Origin of the sequence: Roseateles sp. 22389 (genome assembly GCF_052044995.1) — a bacterium.
Classification (GTDB): domain Bacteria; phylum Pseudomonadota; class Gammaproteobacteria; order Burkholderiales; family Burkholderiaceae_C; genus Roseateles.
Genome location: NZ_JBQEOF010000005.1, coordinates 230,527 through 251,558, shown reverse-complemented (window position 1 = coordinate 251,558; position 21,032 = coordinate 230,527). Strand labels below are relative to the sequence as shown.

The following is a 21,032-nucleotide window of genomic DNA, read 5'->3' as shown; positions in this document are numbered from 1 at the left end:
GGCCGCGGGACGCTGACGGAGAATGCCCGCCAGCAAGAACTCCAGGCTGTCGCGCATGACCCGTCACCCCCTCGCCCGCACCACGGCGGCCGCGCTTGTCGCGGCCGTTTCCCTTGGCGCCGCCCCCTTCGCCCAGGCCGCGACGCCCGCGCCCGGCGCGGCCGCATCCGCGCCCGCCGCCGCGCCCGAAGCGCCGCTCGACCAGCTGCCCTACACGCCGAGCCTGGACACCGCGGCGATGGATCGCAACGCCGATCCCTGCGACGACCTCTACCAGTACGCCTGCGGCGGCTGGATGGCGGCCAACCCGATCCCGCCGGACCAGGCGCGCTGGTCGGTCTACGCCAAGATGGCCAACGAGAACCAGCGCTACCTCTGGGGCATCCTGGACAAGCTCTCGGCCGCCGATCCGGCACGCAGCGCCAACCAGGCGCGCATGGGCGACTACTTCGCCGCCTGCATGGACGAAGCGGCGGCCGAGCGCCACGCGCTGGCGCCGCTGCGGCCGCTGCTGTCGCGCATCGACGCGCTGAAGGACCGCCGCGATCTGCCGGCCCTGCTGGCCGCGCTGCACCTGGCGACCAACAACGAGCGCGTGCTGTTCCACTTCAGCTCAGGCCAGGACATGGCCGACTCGACGCGGGTCATCGCCTTCGCCTACGCCGGTGGGCTGAGCCTCCCGGACCGCGAGTACTACTTCAAGGCCGACGAGAAATCCCGCACCCTGCGGGACCAGTTCGTCGCGCATGTCGCGCGCAGTTTCGAGCTGCTCGGCGACGCGCCGGAGGCGGCGCGCACGCAGGCACGGCAGGTGATGGCCCTGGAGACCGCGCTGGCGCGCGCCTCGCTGAGCCGCGTCGACAAGCGCGATCCCTACAAGGGCTTCCATCCGATGAAGGCGGCCGGGCTGCAGGCGCTCACGCCCGGCTTCGACTGGGCGGCCTACCAGCGCGCGCTGGGCCTGGACCCGCAGGCGGCCTACAACGTGACCGAGCCGGCCTTCTTCAAGGCGATGGCCAGGGAACTGCGCCAGCGCGACCTGGCGCAGTGGCGCCATTACCTGCGCTGGCAGCTGGTCAGCAGCCAGGCGCCGACGCTCTCCGGCGCCGCGGTGCAGGCCAACTTCGAGTTCTTCGGCCAGACGCTGCAGGGCGTGCCGCAGAACAAGGCGCGCTGGAAGCGCTGCGTCGAGCTGGTCGACGCGCAGCTCGGCGAGGCGCTGGGCCAGGAGTTCGTCGCCCGCAACTTCAGTCCCGACCTGAAGGACAAGACGCTGACGATGACGAAGCAGATCGAGGACGCGATGGCCGCGCGCATCCGGTCGCTGAGCTGGATGAGCGAGACCACGAAGCAGCGCGCCCAGGAGAAGCTGCATGCGATCGTCAACAAGGTCGGTTATCCGGACCGCTGGCGCGATTACGGCGCGCTGAGCGTCGCGCGCGACGATTTCGCCGGCAATGTGATGCGGGGCAATGCCTTCGAGCTCAAGCGCCAGCTGGCCAAGATCGGCAAGCCGCTGGACCGCGGCGAATGGGGCATGACGCCGCAGACGGTCAACGCGTATTACGACGCGCAGATGAACGACATCAACTTCCCGGCCGGCGTGCTGCAGCCGCCGCTGTTCGATCCCAAGCTGGATGACGCGCCGAATTACGGCAACACCGGCGGGACGATCGGCCATGAGCTGATCCACGGCTTCGACGACGAGGGCCGGCAGTTCGATGCCAAGGGCAACCTGCGCGACTGGTGGACGAAGAAGGACGGCAAGGCCTTCGAGCAGCGCGCCGCCTGCGTGACCAGGCAATACGCGCAGTACGTGGTCGTCGACGACATCCGCATCAACAGCAAGCTGACGCTGGGCGAGGACCTGGCCGACCTGGGCGGCCTGGTGCTGGCGCATGCGGCCTGGAAGGCGCAGATCGCGGACATGTCGCCGCCGCCGGCGGACCGCGACGGCCTGACGCCGGAGCAGCGCTTCTTCGTCGGCTTCGCGCAGTGGGACTGCAGCCACGCGCGGCCGGAGTACGCGCGCGTGCATGCGCTGACCGACCCGCATTCGCCGGGGCGCTACCGGATCAACGGGGTCGCGGTGAACATGCCGGAGTTCGAGCGGGCCTTCCACTGCAAGCCGGGCCAGAAGATGGTCAAGCCCGACGCCGAACGCTGCCGCATCTGGTGACGGGCCCGGCGGGCCTCGCGGCGCGAGGGCCCGCCGACCCGGGCCGCTGACGTCAACCGATCAGCAGGTCCTCGGCCGTCTTGCCGGCGGCCAGCGCGTCCTTGAACCAGGTGGGACGCTTGCCGACGCCGGTCCAGGTGCGACCAGCGCCATCGTGGTACTTCGGCGTGCCGGCGCCGCGCGGCGCCTTGCGCTTGGCGGTGGTGGCCGCGCGGGCGGGTTTCGCGGCGGCCTTGCGGCCGGCGCGCGGACGCTGCAGGGTCGCGCCGAACAGTTCCTCGGGGGTCAGGCCGTAGTGGTCGATGGCCTCGCGGATCCGCGCGACCACGCCGGAGATTTCCTTCGCGCGCAGCGCCTCGGCTTCCTTCTGAAGTTTCTCGATCTGACTCAGGACTTGTTTCAAGGATTTCGCCATTCGGCTGACTCCATTCGGGGTGAATTGACCTGGGCATCTGCCTCTATGTCGCTGACCTCCCGGGCGCGACTGTAGCGCCCTGCGCGCGAGCGATGCGGAAACGACACAGCCTGTCCCATTGACACGGGGTGACTCGACTGATTCCAGTAGGGCGCCGGACGACATACATGTCGATTGCGCAGTCCATGCCGGGATGAGACATCGGTTCATTGCGCTTCGGCAAGAACGTGGGCGGCGACGCGATTCGCCGGGAATGGACAGGGAGCGCGCTCCTTAGAGTGAATCGTTCATTCACCGCAATTGCTGGACGGAGTGCCGCGATGGTTCGATCCACACACCCGATCAATGCGCCGACCTACCTGCGCCTGCGCGACCAGATCCGCGCCGACATCGAGGACGGCTGCTGGCGCCTGGGCCAGCACCTGACGCTGCACGAGCTGAGCGCGCATTACCAGGTCAGCAACGTGCCGGTGCGGGAGGCGCTGCTGCAGTTGCAGGGGGACGGCATGGTGGACATGCGGATGAACAAGGGCGCGGTGGTGCGAGCGGTGGACGCGCGCTTCATCGAGGAGTATTTCGACGTGCGCGAAGCGCTGCACACGATGCTGCTGGCCCAGGCCTGCGGGCGGCCCGAGGCCCGCGAGGCGGCGCAGGGGCCGCAGATCGAGGCGCTCGTGCGCGCGGTGGAGGAGGCCGCCCGAGATGGCCGTGCGCGGGAGCTGCTGGCGGCCGATGAGACGCTGCAGGAGGAACTCGCGCGCTGGGGCGGCAATGCGCAGGCGCTGGGGATGCAGGCCTCGCGCGGGCGGCTGCTGGAGGCCGTCCGGCGCTCGCGCATGGCCTTGTGGGCGTCGGAGCTGGACGTGCTGGCCGTCCAGGACCGGGCGATGGTCGAGGCGATCCGGCAGGCCGACCCGGTCACTGCGGGCGAGGCGATGCGCCGCCATGTCGCGGCCGCGCGGACCTACATGCTGCGTCTGCTGCGGTTGCCCGAGCTGCCGGCGCGGGTCGAGGGCGCGTCGTTCGCGCCGGGTTCGACCTCGAGTGAGGCGCCGGACGCCGACTGAGCGGCCTCGATCGGAGGTCGCCTTGACCGCCGCAGCCCACCATTCGGCGCGGTGTTGTTCATGGGGCGCCGTTCACAGGGGCAGGGAGCTCGCCTTCAGGCAGCGCAGCACGAAGCTGGACTTGCTGTGGCGCACGCCGGGGATCTTGTAGAGCTTCTCGCGCAGCAGGCGTTCGTAGTCGCGGGTGTCGCGCACGGACAGGCGCAGCACGTAGTCGTAATCGCCGGAGACCAGGTAGGCATCGATGACCTCGGGGATGGCCTCGAGGTGGCGGGCGAATTCCGCCATCGCCGCGTCGGTGTGCTTGTTCAGGGTGAGCTGCACGATCAGCTGCTCGGGCCGCCCGATCTTCTCGGCGTTCACCTTGACGGTGTAGCCCTCGATCACGCCGGATTCCTCCAGCCGCTTGATGCGCGTCCAGCAGGGCGAGGTGGTCAGGCCGACCTCCTCGCTGACCTCCTGCAGGCTGGCGCGCGCGTTGCGCTGCAGCGCACGCAGGATGGCGCGGTCGAACTTGTCGAGCTTGATTTGCTGATCCATCGCGCTTCAAAAGGAAGATTTGCTGTGCGGCGGATTCTATGAGGCAAGAACGGCAACCCTTTCCGGGCCAGTGCCGGGACACTGAACGCATGAATGCCAGGTTCGACGGCGCCCAGGTCAGCGCCCATGGCGCGGTCATCGACGCGCCTTGTTCTCCCTCCTCCCCTTCATCGCCGGCCAGCGCCGGCCCTGTCGCCCCGCTCGGGAACGTGCCACCGCGCAACGGCGCCCAGACGCTGCTGGACACGCTGGTGGCCCGCGGCGTGGACACCGTGTTCGGTTATCCCGGCGGCGCGGTGCTGCCGCTGTACGACGCGCTGCACGGCGAGCCGCGCCTGCGCCACATCCTGGTCCGCCATGAACAGGCGGCCGTGCATGCGGCCGAGGGGTATGCGCGCAGCACCGGCCGGCTGGGCGTCGTGCTGGTGACCTCGGGCCCCGGCATGAGCAACACGACGACGGGCCTGCTGGACGCGCTGTGCGACTCGGTGCCGGTGCTGTGCATCAGCGGCCAGGTGAACAGCGCGGCGATCGGCACCGACGCCTTCCAGGAGTGCGATGCGCTGGGCATCTCGCGGCCGGTGACCAAGTGGAATGCGCAGTTGCGGCCCGGTGGCGACGTCGCGGCGCTGGTGCGCAAGGCCGTCGAGATCGCGCGGGGTGGCCGTCCGGGCCCGGTGCTGCTGGACGTGCCGAAGGATGTGCAGCTCGCGCCGGTGCGGCCCGATGAGTGGCTTGATGCCAGGCCCACCGCGCGGACCGCACACGAGCGGCCGCTGGCGCTGCCCGTCTCGCCCATCGTCGACGTGCGTGCGGTGGAAACGGCCGCAGACTGGATCGCCACCGCGCGCCGGCCGGTGTTCTACGGCGGTGGCGGCTTGGTCAACGCTGGCGACGAGGCCTGCGCCGCGTTCGCGGCCGCGGTGGCGCTGGCCGGCGCGCCCTGCACGCTGACGCTGATGGGGCTGGGCGCGGTGCCGGCGTCGTCGCCGCACTGGCTGGGCATGCTGGGCATGCACGGGACGCTGGAGGCCAACCTGGCGATGCATCACGCCGACCTCATCGTCTGCGCCGGCGCGCGCTTCGACGATCGGGTGACCGGCCGGCTCGATGCCTTCGCGCCCGGCGCGCGCGTGATCCACCTCGACATCGACCCCGCGTCCATCGACAAGGTCCGGCGCGCCGACCTCGCCCTGTGCGGGGACGCGCGAACGCTGCTGCCGCGCCTGCGCCGCGCGCTGGAGCGACGCCCGATGCCGCCGGAGCGCTTGGCCGACTGGTGGGCGCGGATCCAGGACTGGCGCTCGCGCCGATCGCTGGCCTTCGAGGACACGCCGGAGGTCATCGCGCCGCAGGCGCTGATAGCGCGGCTGCAGGCACAGCTCGCCGGCCGGGACGCGATCGTGTCGACGGACGTCGGCCAGCATCAGATGTGGGCGGCGCAGCACCTGGCCTTCGAGCGCCCGCGGCGCTGGCTCACCTCGGGCGGCGCCGGTACGATGGGCTACGGCCTGCCGGCGGCGATCGGCGCGCAGGTGGCGCATCCCGGGCGGCTGGTCGTGTGCGTCAGCGGTGATGCGTCGATCCTGATGAACCTGCAGGAGATGGCCACGGCGCGGCAGCATCGCGCGGGGGTCAAGGTCGTGCTGTGCAACAACGGCCACATGGGCATGGTGCGGCAGTGGCAGGAGCTGCATCACGGCGAGCGCTACAGCCACAGCTACAACGCCTGCATGCCGGACTTCGTCGCGGTGGCAAAAGGCTTCGGCTGGGAGGCGGCGCGGGTCACGCGGCGGGATGCGCTCGATGCGGCGCTGGCCGGGTGCCTGGCGAGCGACGGCCCGTATTTCCTCGACGTGGCCGTCGCGCCGGTGGAGAACTGCTTCCCGATGATTCCGGCGGGGAAGGGGCATCACGAGGTGATGCTGGCGCGGTGAAGACGACGTCCGGCCCAACCGCCGCGGCACGGAGGCGCCGGTGTCGCGGGACGGGGGCCGTCAGTCGGTACCGGCCTCCCACCGAAAACTGACCTTGAGGTCATTCAGCCAGGCCAGGTCGAGCAGGCCGTCGTGCTGCATCCGGCCGACCACGATGCCAGGGTGAATGCCGGCGCGCTTCGCGAAGGCCCGCACCGCCGCGCGCGTGCCAGCGATGTTCGGAAGCTCGCGGGCGAGCGCCGGCGGGATCAGTGCATCGCAAGCGAAGGCATCCGCTTCCCGCTCCTCTCTGGAATTGCTGCCCGACTTGGTCGGATCGTCCAGGAAGACCGTCGACTTCTGCTGGCCATGCAGCAGCAGGTGGGCCGCTTCATGGAAGAAGCTGAACCAGAACTTGTCGTTGGTCTTGCCGTAGAGCGACAGCTGGATCAAGGGCCGGCTCGGGCTCAGCCATCGCGCGACGCCTGACACATGGGTGCGCGGGAGCGCGGGCACCAGCACGAAGGCCACGCCCGCGTCCTGCAGCAGACGCTGCATGGCCTCCAGGAAGTCGCCGGACGATTGAAGCGTCAGCGCGCGAATGCCGTCGAGCGCGGCGCGGAAGCGGGCCTCGTCGTAGCGCGGTCCCTCCTGCCTTTCCGCGAGACGCTCGCCCATGCGCAGCCACGCCGAGATCGCGCCGACATCGGCCTGGTCCTGCCGGCTGCGACGGAAGGCCAGTTGCATTTCGCCGTACTGGCGCTCCCATTGCTGAGGACTGGCGACGCCGAAAAAGGACAGCATTTCGCCCACCAGGGCCGGCTTGGACTTCGCATCCAGCCGACGCTTGTCCAGGACGCCGACCGCCATGAGTTCCTTGATCGGAAAGCGGTCCAGCCAGGACACCATCGTGGCGTTCCGCTCGGCGGCGTCCTGAAGCGCGATGCGCTCGCGATAGTGGGCCTCCCGTTTCAGCCAGAAGCCGACCGAGCCGCCCAGAACGGTGTGAAGCCGCACGGCCGCGTCTTCTGACAGAGGGACCTTGCCCTTGATCAGTTGATTGACGTGTTTCAGGGAGAAGCCGAGCCGGTCGGCCAGTTGCAGCTGCGTCCAGCCGCGCTCCTCGAGCAGGTCCAGGATGGTGTCCCCGGGCGGCGACACCCAGTCGGGCGCGAACACAGAGTCAGCCATGGTAGTCCCCAATGAATTCGATACAGACGATGGTCACGGTTGGCCAATCGATGGAGCTGTCGGCGCGCCGAGGGATCGGCTCGTCCGCGGACGCAAACACCAGCCGCCAGCCGGCGGCCAGGTCAAGGGCGAACTGGCCCGCGCGATCTCCCATCAACGGGTGCGGACGGCCGGCCACAAGGTCACCGACGCAGGCGGCAGCCTCCAGCTCTGCGAGCCGCGTGCGAAGCTTTCTGGCGACGAGCTCCCCGAGCTTCGTCCTTGCAGCGGAGGCCTTCTCGCACAACTCGCGCAGCCGCTTGTCCTTGAACCTGATCTCCAAGAAGCAGCTCCCCGCGCCGCAAAAGAGACGTGAGACTTTACCAGACAGGTAAATGAGCCAAGGTGGAACGCGGCATGCGGGTGTCGGATGCGTCCCACATCCGGCAGCGTGCGGGCCCATTGGGCATCGCAGGGGCGGCACCGGGCTACATTGCCTCCCATCGCCGGCCGGACCGGCTGGTCTTCCGTTGACAGGAGCTGCCCATGACTCGTCCCTACGCCCCGAAGAACCAGGCGCTATTCGATGAAGGCCTCGCCACGCGTCGCGAGGTGCTGGGCGATGCCTACGTCGATGCGTCGATCCAGAACGCCACCGACTTCACCATCGACATGCAGGAACTGGTGACCCAGTACTGCTGGGGCGATGTCTGGAACCGGCCGGGGCTGGACCGGCGCTCGCGCTCGCTGCTGAACCTGGCGATGCTGACCGCGCTGAACCGGCCTCATGAACTCAAGATCCACGTGCGCGGCGCGCTCAACAACGGGCTCACGCGCGAGGAGATCAAGGAGGTCTTCCTGCAGACGGCGATCTACTGCGGCGTGCCGGCGGCGATCGATGCGTTCCGCTCGGCCGCCGAGGTCTTCAAGGAGATCGACGGCTGAGCCGCGGTCAGGGATTGCGGCGGGCCAGCTCGAAGTGCATGCCGTCGACGTTGCTGCTGAAGTGGCCGCCCCACGCGAAGCCTTGGGCGGCGAAGAGCGGCACCAGCGGGGTGAGGTCGCCTTGCTGGCCGGGCGACGCGGGGGGATGGCCGGCGCCGTTCCAGCGCGCGTTCAGGTCGATCGCGACGCCCCAGCTGTGGGAGCTGAGGTCCGGATTGCCCGGATCCCAGTTCTTGTGGCGGGGCACCCAGCCGCCATCGAAGGTCTGGATGAGCGAGCCCAGTCCGAGCGCGTCGATGCGGTCGAACACGGCCTGGAAGTGCGGATGGGCCAGCCGGTGCAGGCTCACCGCCGAATGGCCGAGCGCCGCGAGCACCGGATGGCTGAAGGGCGCGATGTGCTGCGTCACCCAGGCCGCCGGCGTGATGACGATCGAGCCGCGCTGCGCGCCCGGCGTCGACTGGAAGGCGCCGAAGGTGCCGGCCAGCTCCGCCTGCGAGAGCGGCAGGATCGTGCCGTTGCCCCGCCGGTGCACGTCGGGCGCGACCGCGCCGGCCGGCGCCGCCGGCACCGGCGTGGCGGCGTCCTCGAACTGGGCGGCGCCCGACCAGAAGTAGTGCTCGCGCCCTTCGACGCCATACCAGGCGCGCCGTCCCAGGTAGGCCTCGCCGTCGATGACGCGATCGACCATCAGGGTGTCCCCCGGCTCGAGTCGGCCGATGCGGGCGAAACCGACCGCCGGCCCGCCGCGCAGGTTCAGCTTCTGCTCGATGCGCACGCGGCGCGGCGGTGCGAGCGGCGTCGCGACCGGCTTAGGCGAGGTAGTCATCGTCATTGCTCCCGGGAGCCAGGCCGAGCAGTTCCTGGATCTGGACCAAGGTCAGCTCGGCCGTCTGCGCCTGCCCGCGCTCGCCCTGCCAGGTCTTGATCGCGGCGCGCGTGCGGCCATCGAAGAGCGCCGTCACCTCGGCGCCGGTGAGGCCCAGGCCCCGCTGCACCCGCTCGACCTCCTGCGGCGACAGGCCGCGCTCGGCGTCGTTGAGCGCGTCGCTCATCGCTTCCGGGGGCGCTTCTTGCGTCGCACCGGGCGCGGCGGTGGTGGGCGTGCGGGCCAGCATCGACTTGGGAGGCTCCGCGGCACTCGCGGCATTGGCGGCTGCGGGCGTTTCCTGCGCCTTCGTGCCGGCGGCGCGCAGCTTGACCAGCCGGTTCAGCAGGTCGAACCAGAACGGTCCGCCCAGGGTGCAGGCCACCGCCGTCATGCTCCAGCCCAGCAGCGCGATCAGCAGGTTGCCCCACCAGCCGCCATCGCCGATCCGGTCGCCGAGGTGGCAGGGGACCGCCTTCCCGGCGGGATCGCAGGCCTCGTCGAAATAGGTCGGCCAGGCGGATCCCGTCCAGCCCAGCGGCAGGCCGATGCTCTGCAGCGTGTCCAGTTCCGCCAGGCGCGTGCAATAGGACTTGGCCGCCACGTCGTCCCCGAAGCGCTCGCACTGGCGCGGGATCTCCTTGCCCGTCGGCTTGACGAGACGGGCGAGCGCCACCGGCGCCGAGGCGGCGCCCGGCCCAACCGTAGCCGCCGCCGCAGGCGTGACGAGGGCCAGCCGTACCGGCTCGAACAGCGCGCGCAGCTCGGCATGCGGCTCGCCGGGCGCGAAGGCCTGCTCCAGCGCGGCGCTCGATCGGGCGATGGCCTGCGCATCGGGCGGGGTCGCGTTGAGCGCGCCACGCAGCGTGATCGCGGCACGCAGCAGCGTCTCGAGCGGCGCGCGGACCTGCGCGTCGCTGGTGTCCGCGAGCCGCTTGAGCAAGGCGGCATTCAGGGGCTGCAGCGACGCCTGGGCCCGCGCGAGTGCCGGAGCCGGCAGGCCCGGTGTCTTCGAGGCCGCTGCAGCCGCGGGGGGCGATGCCGCGGGGATCGCCGGCGCGGCGGCGGGCGCGCTGACCGGCGCTGCGGGCGGCGTGACGGTCGGCTTGTCCGCCGCGGACACCTGCTGGTTGTAATTGGTGGCGACCTCCTGCGCGACGGTCAGCGTGGCCTTGCGCAGCGCCTCGTCCTGCCAGAGTCGCGCGGAGATCAGGATGGGGTTGATGTTGGCGACCATCGCGGCGAGGAAGCCGAAGACGAACAGCGTTACCTGCGTATGGCGCTTGAACCAGCCGATCGAGCGCTCGCCGACGGCGTCGTACCAGGCCGCGAGCCGGGCTTCGAAGGCGGGCCAGTCCTGCTCCACGCCCATGGCGAGCCCGCGCATCGCGTCGACGAAGGCCGGGTTGGGCAGGGCGCCCGACGAGGCGCCACCGGCGCGCTGCGAGGCGTCCGTGACGGTGGCCACGAATTCTGCCGGCGTGGCCGGACGCAACCCGGCCAGGTGCTTGTCGCAGAGCAGCGCGATCAGGGAGCTGATGACGGCGTCCGCGTTGATGTAGGACGGCTTGCGGTCCTCCGCGCGGGTGGCCTTCGAGAGCGCGACGATCAGCGGATGCGCGAGCAGGCCCTTGGCGAAGACGGGGTCGTCGCCGAAGAAGGAGACCACCGCGCGTTCCATGTACTTGCCACGCAGCGACCGGAAGGACGACCAGAGCTCCTGCAGGGCCGTCGCGAGCAGGCTGGTGATCGCGAACACCAGCGCCACTCCGATCACGACGTCGATCATCCGGGTGTCCATCGTTCGACCTCACGGAATGTCGTTGAAGAACAGGTGCGCGCCGATGCGCGCGCAGGGCCGATGGCCGGCGGCCCACCGGGGCGGCGGCGCCAGCCGCGCGGCGTGGTAATGGGTGGCGCCGGCCGTCGGGTCGCCGCGCAGCCGTTCCTGCGGACGGTCCTGTTCCTGGGCCATCAGCCGCCGCGCGATCGCGAGCGCCTGGGCGAAGCGCGCGTTGGTGGCGTCCACCGCGAGCAGCTGCGGCAGGTTGGGATCGTTGCGGTTCCAGCAGCTGAACTGCCAGGGCTTGCGGCAGACCTCGACGACATCACGGCCCCAATAGGTCGCGCGCCGGACGCGGTTCAGCACCACGTGGGCGACGGCCTCCATCCCGTCGATCTGGCCGCGCTCGCCGCGGGCCTCGCCCCAGACGGTACGGGCCAGGATGACGACGTCCTGCCCGGCCGGGCTGGCTGCGGCGGGCATCGCGGTCGAGCTCCCTGGGACCGACGCCGGACCCGGTCCGGCCATCGGCGCGGGTACGGGCGCCGCCGGCGTCGCCAGGGGCCCGGCCCGGACCAGCGGCTCATCCCGGCGCACGAGTTCGGCGCCCGCCCATGCCAGCACCGGCGCGATGGGAACGGCGATCGCGCAGCGCAGGCCCACGCCATCGGGGGCGACGCCGGCATGCAGGCCGACCAGCTCGTCGCGGCTGTTCCAGATCGGCGCGCCGCTGTCGCCGCCGAGCGTGGCCTCGTCGGGCGTCCAGCACAGCGCGCCATCGAGCAGGTAGGGGCGGGACTCGTCGCCGGCGATGCACAGGCTGGCGCCGAACAGATGCGGGGCCTGGCCGCCGATCGCGCGGCCTCGGGTGCGGATGAACAGCTGGTCGTCGGCCAGCGCCGAGGCGGTGCCCACCGGCCACTCCGCGCCGCGACCGGCGAGCGGCCGCAGCGCCGCGGCAGACACCTCCACGAGCGCGGCGTCCACGGCGCAGGTGACCGGCAGCGCCTGGAAATTGGGCTGCCAGTCGAAGAGGCGCCCGTTGATCGGGGCCGCGTCCGGTTCGCCGTCCAGCCACAGCGTCACGTCGTCGCCGCGGGCGCTCGGCCGGGCCGCGGCCAGCACGTGGCCCGAGGTCAGCGCCAGCAGGCTGGACGGGCGCGCAGTCCGGCGCAGCACGGCGGTCAGCGTGCCTTCGAGGAAGCGGTTGGAGGCGTTCTCGGCGCGGACCCAGGCGGCCTGGGCGTGGCCGGACCGTCCGCCGCGGACCGCGTCGACGGGCATCGTCTCGCCGGTCAGCGGCGAGCGGAGCGCGCGCGGCAGCTGCCGTCCCGGACAGTCATCGCCGAAGGCCAGGGTCAGGCGCCGCGGCCCCTGGCCGCCCGCCAGCGGCAGGCGCCACCAGTGAAGCGCGCGCGCCGCGTCCGCCGACAGCCCGAGCCGGGCGGCCAGTGCCTCGTCCTCGCGACGCGACGTCATCAGCGCGCCGAGGGCGGTCCGCACGGCGAGCAAGGGAGCGGCATGGGCGGCCATCGTCCCGCTCACGGCTTGCAGTCGCCGCGCCCCGCGGCCTTCTGCGTGGCGTCGTCCCACTCGCCGGTCTTCGGGGCCGCGCCCTTGGCCTGGCAGCGGTCGATGGCGGCGTAGAGCTCCGTCTCGCTCGCGGGCGGCGTCAGGCCCATCTTCCGCTGCGTGTCGGCATCGATGGCGGGCAGTTTCCGGCGCGCGCCGGTCGTGGTCGGCGGCGTCGGCGATGTGCCGGTCGCCTCGATGATGGACAGGCTGACCGCATGCTCGGCGCTGCCGTCGCGGATCGTCAGCAGCGCGGTGTCGCCGGCCTTGACGTCCTTGGCCGTGTAGTCGACGCGGAACTGCCCGCCCTGCACCTGGACCGGCAGCGAAGTCGCCTTGCCGTCCACCTCCACGTCGGCCGAGGGCACGCCGCCGGTGCTGCTGACGAAGAAGGGCTGCGTCTTGCCGAGCTCGAGCGGCAGGCTGGTCGCGTCGGGCGAGACCCGCAGGGTGGTGTTGTTGATCTTCATCGTGCAGGCCGCGATGGCCTTGCGCGCCTTCGCGGCGCCACTGCCGGCGACGTTCGCCGCGATCTCGTCGAGGCTCGATGTCGCCTCCTGCAACTCCAGCGTGAGCTGCGCGAGGTCTCGGAGACGGGCGCGGTCGCCGGCGCTCAGCGCGCGGACCTGCCGGGCCGTTCCCTGCGACTCGCCGGTGGCCGACGCGCCGCCAGGGGCCGATGCGGGCGTCGACGCTCCGGCGACCCCGGCGCGCTTGAAGCCGTCTTCCAGCGCACCGGCCACCGGTCCCGCGGCCTTGATGGCGGCCAGCACGGCCGTCTGATTGGGGATCGTCTTGTCGACTTCCTCGCTGACCTTGAGCTGCACGGCCACGGCGCGGGCCCACAGGTCCGAGGCCGCGCCTTCGATCAGGTCGATCGCCCGATCCGCGCGCCGCCGGGCCCGGTTGCCGTCTTCCAGGCTGGCGCGGGCCTCCTTCATGGTCTGGATGGCCTCCGGGGCTGCGGGGAGGGTCTCGGTCCGTTCCGACGTCGAGACACAGTCGCGATCCCATGTCGCCTGCTCGCGCAGGCAGGCGGACCGGTTCAACAGCTTCAGTTCCTCGGCGGTCGCGCCAGCGGGCGCCGCCGGGCAGGCCGGCCTGGGGCGCGGGCAGCTGCGCGTCCGCGCCGGGACGATCCTGAGTTCGGGCTGGTCCACCTCCTGGGACTGGCGCATCGCCACGCGCAGCTCGTCGCTGCGTCGCGCCACGGCGGCCTTCAGGCCATAGAGGGTGTCCTTGTAATCCGGATCGTCGGGCTCGCCGACGAGGCGGGCCTTGTTCCGGAACGGAGCCGCCGCGTTGAGGCCGCATTGGAGCGCCTCGGCGCCGGCGCGATAGACATCGATGCGCGCGCGCACGATGAAGAGGTTGCCGGCTGCGTAGCTCGCGGCGCCGACACCGGCGATGCCCGCGACGGTGCGCGCGCTGCCGTCTCCGAGCGCCACGGCGGCGCCTGCGGCGGACAGACCCAGCAGCCAGGCGGACAGCTGCGGACTGGCGTTGGACAGGTCGCTGACCGCCGAGACGTAGCGGCCGCGGACCAGGGCGACCTCCTTGTAGACCTCCTCGAAGGTCTTGGGCTCGTCGTTCTTGTCGAGCGTGTATTCGCCCGACACGTTCTTCGACGCCGTCAGATGCTTGGAAAAGATCTGCGGCTGCAGCGCGGTGCTGCAGCCGGCGATCAGCACGAGCACCGGCAGCGTTGCCCGGCGCAAGCAGCGGTCAAGGCTGTTCACGGTGGGACCCTCCTGGGGGAGGCAGGATCGGGGCCACCGGCGGTGGGCGTCATCCTCAAGCTTGAGGACCGCCCCCCGCTTCGCGGGGCGGGTCAGGCGCCCCGCCGGGAGATCAGCGCATCAGCTCCATCAGCGACGGGTCGATGCCGGGCGGCGGTGCGCTGCAGTCGCTGCCGATCCACTTGTGCACCGACGTCGATTCATAGGTGATCGGCATGCCCTGCGCGGTCGTGCCCTTGAACGTCACCTTGACGGTGGCGCTGGACTTGTCGGTGACCTGGTAGGAGCCGTTGCCCATGCCGCTGGCCGTCGCGCTCTTGCAGCTCATCGTGAAGGTGCCGCTGGTGGCATCGCCGGGCTTCACTTGCGTGGTGCAGTCGTCGACGCTCTGCGGCTTGGGCAGGGCGAACTCGGGGCTCTGCTGGCAGTCCAGATGCGGGCTGCCGCCGGTGGGCAGGCCGACCTTGGCCATCGCGGCGGCGAGGCTGCTCTTCTGCTGCGGCGTCAGGGCGCCGTTGATGTCGAAGATCGTGGGCATCTTCCGGCCGTTGAGCGTGTTGACGCTCGCGCTGGCCCACAGGCCGGGCTTGACGCTGATGGATTGGGCTTGGGCGGGCGCCGACAGCGTCAGCAGGCCCAGCGACAGGGCGAGCGCCGAAGCGGCGGCGGAAGAGAGACGGAAGCGGGAAGCGCGCATGCGTGAGCCTCGTGGAATCGGACGACGAGGCGCAGTCTCCACGGGCGCGGCTACCGCTGTCGAGGCGGCTTGCCCCCTTCAAAGGGGGCGGGTGTGACCGAGGTCATGTCGGCCGGTGGACCGGCATGCCATGCCGTGCCGTCCTCGAAAGTGACCCGCGTGACGGCGGCGTGGGATTGCGGGCAGCGCATCGGACGGGCCGGTGACTGATCACGCGGCCGGTCGAATTCATGGCTCATGTCGACGTGATGCGCCGGCGCGATGCTGCCGTCGCTGATCGAAACGCCGGCGAACTCGCTGAGCACCTCGTGGCCGGTGCCGCGCTCGCGGACGCAACCGAGCTCGACAGCGACGATGCCCCGCGAGGCGCGGTTGGTCAGCACCAGGGCGAGCTCGCCGCGCACCGGCTTGAGCTCGAGCACCATTGGCGCGGCCGGCAGGTCGATCCAATCGGGTGGATAGACCGGAGGGGAATGCGGCTCCGATTGCCCGAGCGCGGGCAGGCCGGCGATGGCGAGGAGCAGGCCGGCGACAGGGGGAGCGAGGCGGGAACGGGTGATCACACGTCGATGTTGGCCGCGCGCAGCGCATTCGTCTCGATGAACTCCCGGCGCGGCTCCACCTCGTCGCCCATCAGCATCGTGAACACCCGGTCCGCCTCGATCGCGTCCTCGATCTGCACGCGCAGCAGGCGGCGCACCGTCGGGTCCATCGTCGTTTCCCACAGCTGCTCGGGGTTCATCTCGCCCAGGCCCTTGTAGCGCTGCCGGCCCACGCTCGATTCCGCCTGCGTCATCAGCCAGGCCATCGCGCCGCGGAAGTCCGTCACCTTGCTTTCCTTGGCCTTCTCGCCTTCGCCCTTGCGGATCACGGCTTCCTCGCCCACCAGGCCCTTGAAAGTCTTGCCGGCCTCGGCCAGGACTTCATAGTCCGCGCCGTGCACGAAGTCCGCCGTGATGATGCTCGAGCGCACGTTGCCGTGATGACGACGGCTGATGCGCAGCAGCTGCTTGTCGGTGCGCGGATCCGTCTCGGCCGTCACCACCGCGTCGTGCAGCGCCGAGGCCAGCGCCGTCGCGGAGATCTCCGCCGCATCCTTCGTGTCCAGGTTCAGCGACAGGCCCGACGCCAGCAGGTGCAGCGCCTCGCCGTCCATCCAGGCGGACAGGCGCTCGATCACGTTCTGCGCCGCCACGTACTGGCGCGCCTTGGTCTCCAGATCCTCGCCCTTGAGCACCGGGCCCGCGCCCACGCCGGCGGTGTGCAGCTCGGCATCGTTCAGCGCGACCTTCAGCAGGAAGCCGTCCAGCTCGTGGCCGTCCTTCAGGTACTGCTCGTGCTTGCCGACCTTGACCTTGTACAACGGCGGCTGCGCGATGTAGATGTGACCGCGCTCCACCAGCTCCGGCATCTGCCGGTAGAAGAAGGTCAGCAGCAGCGTCCGGATGTGCGCACCGTCCACGTCCGCGTCGGTCATGATGATGATGCGGTGGTAGCGCAGCTTGTCCGGATTGAAGTCGTCGCTGCCCGCGCCGCGGCCGATGCCGGTGCCCAGCGCCGTGATCAGCGTGATGATTTCATTGCTGGTCAGCAGCTTCTCGTAGCGCGCCTTCTCGACGTTCAGGATCTTGCCGCGCAGCGGCAGGATCGCCTGGAACTTGCGGTCGCGGCCCTGCTTCGCGGAGCCACCGGCGGAGTCACCCTCCACGATGTAGATCTCGCACAGCGCGGGATCCTTCTCCTGGCAGTCCGCCAGCTTGCCCGGCAGGCCCATGCCGTCCAGCACGCCCTTGCGCCGCGTCATCTCGCGTGCCTTGCGCGCCGCTTCACGCGCCCGCGCCGCCTCGACGATCTTGCCGCAGATGATCTTGGCGTCGGTCGGGTTCTCCAGCAGCCAGTCGCCCAGCTTGCTCGCGACGATTTCCTCCACCGGGCCGCGCACCTCGCTCGACACCAGCTTGTCCTTGGTCTGCGAGCTGAACTTGGGCTCCGGCACCTTGACGCTGACCACGCAGGCCAGACCTTCGCGCATGTCGTCGCCGGTGACGTCGACCTTGGCCTTCTTGGCCAGTTCGTTGTCCTCGATGTACTTGTTGATCACCCGCGTCATCGCCGCGCGCAGACCCGTCAGGTGGGTGCCGCCGTCGCGCTGCGGGATGTTGTTGGTGAAGCACAGGACGCTTTCATTGAAGCCGTCGTTCCACTGCATCGAGACCTCGACCCCGATGTTGGTGTTCTGCTCCGACATCTTGTCGCCCTGGGCGTGGAAGATGTTGGGGTGCAGCGCCGTCTTGCCCTTGTTGATGAACTCGACGAAGCCGCGCACGCCGCCGGCGAAGGCGAAGTTGTCTTCCTTGTTGTTGCGCTCGTCGACCAGGCGGATCTTCACGCCGTTGTTCAGGAACGAGAGCTCGCGCAGGCGCTTGGCCAGGATGTCGTAATGGAACTCGGAGTTCTGCGTGAAGATCTCCGTGTCTGGCAGGAAGTGGACTTCCGTGCCGCGCTTGTCGGTCTCGCCGACGATCTTCATCGGGCTGGTCTCGAAACCGTCGCGGACCTCGATCAGGCGGTCCTGCGGCACGCCCTTCTTGAACTCCAGCTGGTGGACCTTGCCTTCGCGGCGCACCGTCAGGCGCAGCGTCTTGGACAGCGCGTTCACGCAGGACACGCCCACGCCGTGCAGGCCGCCCGAGACCTTGTAGCTGTTCTGGTTGAACTTGCCGCCGGCGTGCAGCTCGGTCAGCGCGATCTCGGCCGCCGAGCGCTTGGGCTCGTGCTTGTCGTCCATCTTCACGCCGGTCGGGATGCCGCGGCCGTTGTCGATGACGGAGATCGAGTTATCGGTGTGGATGGTGATGACGATGTCGTCGCAGTAGCCGGCCAGCGCCTCGTCGATCGAGTTGTCGACCACCTCGAACACCAGGTGGTGCAGGCCGGTGCCGTCCGAGGTGTCGCCGATGTACATGCCGGGGCGCTTGCGCACCGCCTCCAGGCCTTCCAGGATCTGGATGCTGGACTCGCCGTACCCCACGCCGTCGTTTTGAGGCGCGGGAGCCGGGGTGTTCTCAGGAGTGCTGTTATCGGTCATCGGAGGGGTACTCAGGCCGCCGCGGCGGCCGCTGAAAAAACTGGCTGGAACCCCCGCCTGGCGGGGGCAGGGGGTGCGCAACGTTCCCGCTCCGGGGAGCGAAGGTTGCGCAACGACCTTAGATCCTCATCGGCATGACGACGTACTTGAAGCCGGTGTGTTCGGGGATGCTGAGCAGCGCGCTGGACGAGCTGTCGTTCAGGTCCACCCGCACCATGTCCTGCGACATGTTGGCCAGCACGTCCATCAGGTAGGTCACGTTGAAGCCGGTCTCGATCTGGTCGCCGCCGTAGTCGATCTCGAGTTCTTCCTTGGCCTCTTCCTGCTCGGCGTTGCTCGAGGCGATCGACAGCAGGCCCGGCTCGAAGGACAGGCGCACCGCCTTGAACTTCTCGCTGGTCAGGATCGCGGCGCGCTGCAGCGCGGCCAGCAGCGGCTGGCGGCCCAGGATCACGTGGAAACGGTGGTTCTTCGGGATGACGCGGTTGTAGTCCGGGAACTTGCCCTCGACCAGCTTGGTCACGAACTCCATGCCGCTGAAGCTGAACTTGGCCTGGTTGCCGGCGAAGCGCATCTCGATCGGGGCGCTCTCGTCGTCGCCCTTGCCGCCGTCCTTGAGCAGGCGCATCAGTTCCAGCACCGTCTTGCGGGGCAGGATGACTTCCTGCTTGGGCATCTCGGTGTCCGTCTCGGCCTGGGCCAGCGCCAGTCTGTGCCCGTCCGTCGCGACCAGCGTCAGGGTCTTGCCCTCGGCCACGAACAGGATGCCGTTCAGGTAGTAGCGGATGTCATGCACCGCCATCGCGAAGTGGACCTGGTTGATCAGGCCCTTGAGCGTCTTCTGCGGCACGCTGAACGCGGGACCGAAGTCGGCCGCTTCCTGCACCAGCGGGAAATCGTCGGCCGGCAGCGTCTGCAGCGTGAAGCGGCTCTTGCCGCCCTGCAGCGTCATCTTGTTCTGGTTGGACGTCAGGCTCACCGTCTGGTCCGACGGCATCGAGCGCAGGATGTCGATCAGCTTGCGGGCGCCGATGGTGGTGGAGAAGTCCCCGTCGTCGCCCTCGAACTCGACCGTGGTGCGCACCTGGATTTCCAGGTCGCTCGTGGTCAGCTCCACCTGCTTGCCCTGCTTCCGGACCAGCACGTTGGCCAGGATGGGCAGGGTGTGGCGCCGTTCCACGATGCCGGACACCGCCTGCAGCGCGGCAAGCACTTTGTCCTGGCTGTCTTTCAACACGATCATGTCAACCTCTCTCCACTGTTGGCTGTTCGGGCGAACGCGGCATTTTCGCTGAAGGCGAAGGCGTTTTGCCTCATCCCTTCAGCGTTTGCTCCAGCACATGCAACTGCTGGTTCAACTCGGTGTTCTTCTGACGCTCGCCGCCGATCTTGCGGACCGCATGCAGCACCGTCGTATGGTCGCGGCCGCCGAACAGCTCGCCGATCTCCGGCAGGCTCTTCTGCGTCAGCTCCTTGGCCAGGTACATCGCGATCTGGCGCGGCCGGGCGATGCTGGCCGGGCGCTTCTTCGAGTACATGTCCGCGACCTTGATCTTGTAGAAGTCGGCCACCGTCTTCTGGATGTTCTCGACCGAGATCTGCCGGTTCTGGATCGAGAGCAGGTCCTTGAGCGCCTCGCGCGCGAGCTGGATGTTGATTTCCTTGTGCGAGAAGCGGCTGTAGGCCAGCACCTTGCGCAGCGCGCCCTCGAGTTCGCGCACGTTGGCGCGCACGTTCTTCGCGATGAAGAAGGCCACGTCCTCCGGCATCGGCGCGCTTTCGGCCTCGGCCTTCTTGATCAGGATGGCGACCCGCATCTCCAGCTCGGGCGGCTCGATCGCGACGGTCAGGCCGGCGTCGAAGCGGCTGGTCAGGCGCTCGTCGATGTCCACCAGGCCCTTCGGATAGGTGTCCGAGGTCATGATGATGTGCGCCCGCTTGGCCAGTAGCGCCTCGAACGCATTGAAGAACTCTTCCTGCGTGCGGTCCTTGCCGGCGAAGAACTGCACGTCGTCGATCAGCAGCAGGTCCAGCGAGTGGTACTTGGCCTTGAGCTCGTCGAAGGTCTTGCGCTGGTAGTTCTTGACGACGTCCGAGATGAACTGCTCGGCGTGCAGGTAGAGCACGCGGGCGTCGGGGCGGTCCTTGAGCAGCGCGTTGCCGACGGCGTGGATCAGGTGGGTCTTGCCCAGGCCGACACCGCCGTAGATGAACAGCGGGTTGTACATCTGGCCCGGCGCGCCGGCGACGTGCAGGGCCGCGGTGCGCGCCATCTGGTTGGCGCGGCCGGGGACCAGCGTGTCGAAGGTCAGGCTGGTGTTGATGCGGTGGCGGGTGGCGCTGGGCGGGACGTTGGGCGTCGCGCCCGGCTGGATCAGGCTGGCGGCGGTGGCCGGCGCCGCGGGCGCGGTCGGCTGGGCGGCCACGGGCGCGGCCGCCGGACGGGCGGCGGCCGACGTCGGCACGACCGGCCGGCCGGCGGCGGGCACGCCCAGGCCGTGCTGGTTCAACACCTGGCCCATGGTCATGCTGGACGGCTGCGTGCGCGGCAGCGGCGCGATCGCCTCGCGCGGCGCCAGCGACAGTTCCAGGCGTGCCGGCTTGCCGGCGAGCTCGGTCAGGATGGCCTCGATGCGGCCGGCGTACTGGCTGCGGATCCAGTCCAGCTTGAATCGGTTGGGGACGCGGAGGGACACCAGGACGGCCTCGTGGCCGTTCTCTTCCTGCTGGGCGACCTCTGCCGGGGGCAGCGGACGGATCCAGGTATTGAATTGCTGCTCAGGCAGTTCGGCGGCCAGGCGTTCGCAGCCGCGCTGCCACAAGGCCGCCCCTGACAAGTCTGCGCTCATTGTGGAAAACTTATTCTTCGAGCGGCCGGATTGTACCGATGCGAGACCGCGAAGCCAGGGTTATCCACAGATTTTTTGCCCCGGTCAAGTGCTGGTAATCCCCGTGCCTGCCAGCCTCCGGATTGACCCTGATGCAAATCTTTGCTGTAATCGCGGGTTTTCCGGACGCCCGGACGTTGCTGCGTGGGCCTCCGCTTTTCGAGC

General features: G+C 69.7%; 17 protein-coding genes. 4 read left to right on the top strand and 13 right to left on the bottom strand.

Translation table 11 applies throughout. The features are described from left to right. The first annotated feature begins 55 nt into the window (after positions 1–55). Positions 56–2,179: a M13 family metallopeptidase gene (locus ACTJKJ_RS09545; RefSeq protein WP_440820282.1), complete on the top strand. Its 2,124-nt coding sequence runs from the start codon at positions 56–58 to the stop codon at positions 2,177–2,179. Positions 2,180–2,231: 52 nt separating this feature from the next. Here ACTJKJ_RS09545 and ACTJKJ_RS09540 read toward each other — a convergent pair whose 3' ends face one another. Beyond that, on the bottom strand, positions 2,232–2,582 hold the full coding sequence (locus ACTJKJ_RS09540) for an H-NS histone family protein (RefSeq protein ID WP_310732154.1): 351 nt from the start codon (positions 2,580–2,582) through the stop codon (positions 2,232–2,234). Positions 2,583–2,914: 332 nt separating this feature from the next. Here ACTJKJ_RS09540 and ACTJKJ_RS09535 point away from each other — a divergent pair, with 332 nt between their 5' ends. Then, positions 2,915–3,661: a GntR family transcriptional regulator gene (locus ACTJKJ_RS09535; protein ID WP_297380763.1), complete on the top strand. Its 747-nt coding sequence runs from the start codon at positions 2,915–2,917 to the stop codon at positions 3,659–3,661. 72 nt (positions 3,662–3,733) lie between these two features. On the opposite strand, the gene ACTJKJ_RS09530 is transcribed toward ACTJKJ_RS09535, so the two are convergent. Next, a complete protein-coding gene (locus ACTJKJ_RS09530; protein ID WP_221211160.1) occupies positions 3,734–4,201 on the bottom strand; it encodes an Lrp/AsnC family transcriptional regulator in 468 nt (155 codons plus the stop codon). Positions 4,202–4,290: 89 nt separating this feature from the next. On the opposite strand from ACTJKJ_RS09530, the gene ilvB reads away from it, so the two are divergent. Beyond that, positions 4,291–6,138, top strand: a complete 1,848-nt coding sequence (ilvB, locus tag ACTJKJ_RS09525; RefSeq protein ID WP_440820281.1) for a biosynthetic-type acetolactate synthase large subunit — start codon at positions 4,291–4,293, stop codon at positions 6,136–6,138. 60 nt (positions 6,139–6,198) lie between these two features. On the opposite strand, the gene ACTJKJ_RS09520 is transcribed toward ilvB, so the two are convergent. Both ACTJKJ_RS09520 and ACTJKJ_RS09515 read right to left on the bottom strand, forming a co-directional pair. Beyond that, the gene (locus tag ACTJKJ_RS09520) at positions 6,199–7,296 is read right to left on the bottom strand and encodes a helix-turn-helix domain-containing protein (RefSeq protein ID WP_440820280.1); all 1,098 of its coding nucleotides are present in this window, start codon (positions 7,294–7,296) and stop codon (positions 6,199–6,201) included. Positions 7,297–7,300: 4 nt separating this feature from the next. Further along, positions 7,301–7,630: a type II toxin-antitoxin system RelE/ParE family toxin gene (locus ACTJKJ_RS09515; protein WP_440820279.1), complete on the bottom strand. Its 330-nt coding sequence runs from the start codon at positions 7,628–7,630 to the stop codon at positions 7,301–7,303. 203 nt (positions 7,631–7,833) lie between these two features. Between ACTJKJ_RS09515 and pcaC the strand changes: the two genes are divergently transcribed. Next, positions 7,834–8,232: a 4-carboxymuconolactone decarboxylase gene (gene pcaC, locus ACTJKJ_RS09510; RefSeq protein ID WP_297380776.1), complete on the top strand. Its 399-nt coding sequence runs from the start codon at positions 7,834–7,836 to the stop codon at positions 8,230–8,232. Positions 8,233–8,239: 7 nt separating this feature from the next. On the opposite strand, the gene ACTJKJ_RS09505 is transcribed toward pcaC, so the two are convergent. The 9 genes from ACTJKJ_RS09505 to dnaA form a co-directional block, all read right to left on the bottom strand. Next, positions 8,240–9,061, bottom strand: a complete 822-nt coding sequence (locus ACTJKJ_RS09505; RefSeq protein WP_440820278.1) for a M15 family metallopeptidase — start codon at positions 9,059–9,061, stop codon at positions 8,240–8,242. Beyond that, complete coding sequence (locus tag ACTJKJ_RS09500) at positions 9,045–10,901, bottom strand: hypothetical protein (protein WP_440820277.1); 1,857 nt, start codon at positions 10,899–10,901, stop codon at positions 9,045–9,047. Before ACTJKJ_RS09500 ends, ACTJKJ_RS09505 begins: the two co-directional genes overlap by 17 nt. Before the next feature lie 9 nt (positions 10,902–10,910). Then, positions 10,911–12,416, bottom strand: a complete 1,506-nt coding sequence (locus ACTJKJ_RS09495; RefSeq protein ID WP_440820276.1) for a cell wall hydrolase — start codon at positions 12,414–12,416, stop codon at positions 10,911–10,913. Between the two features lie 8 nt (positions 12,417–12,424). Then, positions 12,425–14,194 carry a hypothetical protein gene (locus tag ACTJKJ_RS09490; protein ID WP_440820275.1) on the bottom strand — a complete coding sequence of 590 codons (1,770 nt, stop codon included), beginning with the start codon at positions 14,192–14,194 and terminating at the stop codon, positions 12,425–12,427. A 112-nt stretch (positions 14,195–14,306) separates the two neighbouring features. Further along, entirely contained in the window at positions 14,307–14,891 is a 585-nt protein-coding gene (locus ACTJKJ_RS09485) for a DUF3617 domain-containing protein (RefSeq protein WP_183483676.1), read from the bottom strand. 50 nt (positions 14,892–14,941) lie between these two features. Next, on the bottom strand, positions 14,942–15,454 hold the full coding sequence (locus tag ACTJKJ_RS09480; protein ID WP_440820274.1) for a hypothetical protein: 513 nt from the start codon (positions 15,452–15,454) through the stop codon (positions 14,942–14,944). Continuing rightward, on the bottom strand, positions 15,451–17,979 hold the full coding sequence (gene gyrB, locus ACTJKJ_RS09475; protein WP_440820273.1) for a DNA topoisomerase (ATP-hydrolyzing) subunit B: 2,529 nt from the start codon (positions 17,977–17,979) through the stop codon (positions 15,451–15,453). The genes ACTJKJ_RS09480 and gyrB overlap by 4 nt, the downstream gene beginning before the upstream one ends. A gap of 118 nt (positions 17,980–18,097) precedes the next feature. After that, a complete protein-coding gene (gene dnaN / locus ACTJKJ_RS09470) occupies positions 18,098–19,222 on the bottom strand; it encodes a DNA polymerase III subunit beta (RefSeq protein WP_091729890.1) in 1,125 nt (374 codons plus the stop codon). Positions 19,223–19,292: 70 nt separating this feature from the next. Continuing rightward, positions 19,293–20,828, bottom strand: coding sequence for a chromosomal replication initiator protein DnaA (dnaA, locus tag ACTJKJ_RS09465; protein WP_440820272.1), 1,536 nt, complete (start codon positions 20,826–20,828; stop codon positions 19,293–19,295). Positions 20,829–21,032 lie beyond the last annotated feature (204 nt).